Origin of the sequence: Oscillibacter sp. CU971, assembly GCF_905219725.1 — a bacterium.
Lineage (GTDB): Bacteria > Bacillota > Clostridia > Oscillospirales > Oscillospiraceae > Oscillibacter.
The window spans coordinates 1-1,725 of sequence record NZ_CAJMXG010000435.1 but is presented as its reverse complement, the minus strand read 5'-3'; the positions used below and the strand labels follow the sequence as shown (position 1 = coordinate 1,725).

The following is a 1,725-nucleotide window of genomic DNA, read 5'->3' as shown; positions in this document are numbered from 1 at the left end:
TCGCATAGCTGCGTCGCTCATTTTTCTGTATCATTCACTNATNTNNNTACNTNTCCCTCTATTGGTACAGCTTCTTACAAATTGGGCAGTTCGTTCGCCGGAGGCTGACAGCTGTGCCCCTGGCAGACATAGAAAGTCGTCTTTCCATTTTTCAGCGGGTAATCTCCGTCCGGTTCCCGCAAAACCACAGTTGCCTCCGCCGGACCCAGCAAAGAGGCGCGGCCCTGCTCCCATCTCTCATGAATTATCGTCAGCAGTTCCCCAAAGCTCACCATGCCGCCTCTCCGCTTCTTGGGGAAATAGGTCCCGGCAAAAAACGGCCTCTTCTCCGGCGCAGAAACAAGCTGGCGGGTCAGCCTCCGCCGCCTGTGAATGCCTGGCAGACGGCCATATAGACGCTGTCCACGTCCGGCCGTGCCTCCCGGCCCGCCTTGACGGAGATAAACCAACGGTTCAGCAGTTCCGTCGTCTCCTGGTCCTCGAAGCTCTCATGGGCCATAATGTGGCACCAGTGACAGGCGCTGNAGCCGATGCTGAGGAAGACGGGCTTGTCCTCCTCACGGGCCCGGCGGAACGCCTCCTCGCTCCAGGGATACCAGTCCACGGGGTTGTCCGCGTGCTGGAGAAGGTAGGGGCTGGTCTCGTGCTGCAAATGGTTCGGCACAGTATCACATTCTTTTCGCAGCTAGGATGACTGTGACTCTGTGTATTTATACTTGGAACGGCTTGTGAAATGCAGGCACTTCTGCAGGCGTCCGCGCACTTCCCGCAGCGGATGCACTTCGGGGAACGGGAAATCTCCTGTACGGAAAGAGCAACCGGACNGGCCCGCTCACAGGCCCCGCAGGAGACGCACCGCTCCTGCTCCCAGCGAATCTGCACGAGACTGAAGCGGTTGAACCAGCCGTAAATGGCCCCTAGGGGGCACAGGCATTGGCGGAAGGGGCGGAACACCTTTGCGGAGAGCAGGACGATTCCAAGCAGGACGCCCAGCTTCCAGAGGAACAGCCCGTCGGCTTGGCTGCGCAAGGATTTGTTGGCGCCCAGCAGGGAGAGATACTTGCAGAAGGCCGGGACCTTGGCAAAGCCTCCAAATAAGAACATGGAACCAATGCACACCAGCAGCATCAGCACCGTGTACTTTCCGTATTTCAGGACGCGGCGGCCGGGCAGATGCTTTCTTTTTTTTGAACAGGGGGATCTTACGCAGAAGATCCTGCGTAAGCCCGAAGGGGCACAGCCAGCCGCAGACGAAGCACCCCAGCAGACTCCCGAAGGCGAAGAAAAACCCAAAAGCGGCGAAGGGTACCTGAAAGCCTCGCTGGTTCAGCAGGGCCTGTAAGGCTCCAATGGGGCAGGAGGCTACGGTCCCGGGGCAGGAGTAGCAGTTCAAGCCCGGCACACAGGCGTATTTCAGCCCGCCACGGTAAATCTTCCCGTTCAAAAACCCGTACAAATATCCGTTGGTCACGATGGTAAACAGCAGCTGCACGAGCAGTCGAAATTTATTCCTCATAGGTCACCCAATTCCGACGCACTCCAGGCAGAGCATCACTGCTTTTGCCAGATCACGGCAAGCTGCCCCAGAACACCCCCGATTCCAAGGAAGATTCCTCCGGCCAGAACGCTCCATATCCAGGCGCAGGTGTTAAGGAAGCACTGATTAAAGCCGGTAAAAGCCAGGCAAACAGACAAAGGTAAAGGAAACGTCCAATAAAGGACCAT

At 57.4% G+C, this 1,725-nt stretch carries 3 protein-coding genes; all 3 read right to left on the bottom strand.

Going from position 1 to position 1,725, the window contains the following annotated elements; genetic code table 11:
- Nucleotides 1–74: 74 nt before the first annotated feature.
- Complete coding sequence (locus JX325_RS18805) at nt 75–449, bottom strand: DUF255 domain-containing protein (protein ID WP_374220658.1); 375 nt, start codon at nt 447–449, stop codon at nt 75–77.
- Nucleotides 353–664 (bottom strand): DUF255 domain-containing protein, encoded by a 312-nt coding sequence (locus JX325_RS16295; protein ID WP_374220657.1) that lies wholly within the window; start codon nt 662–664, stop codon nt 353–355. The genes JX325_RS18805 and JX325_RS16295 overlap by 97 nt, the downstream gene beginning before the upstream one ends.
- A 168-nt stretch (nt 665–832) precedes the next feature.
- Nucleotides 833–1,516 carry a 4Fe-4S binding protein gene (locus JX325_RS18800; RefSeq protein WP_204792084.1) on the bottom strand — a complete coding sequence of 228 codons (684 nt, stop codon included), beginning with the start codon at nt 1,514–1,516 and terminating at the stop codon, nt 833–835.
- Nucleotides 1,517–1,725 lie beyond the last annotated feature (209 nt).

Coding starts and splice junctions, on each gene's coding strand:
- JX325_RS18800 (WP_204792084.1), bottom strand. CDS start 1,516: ATGAGGAATAAATTTCGACTGCTCGTGCAGCTGCTGTTTACCATCGTG.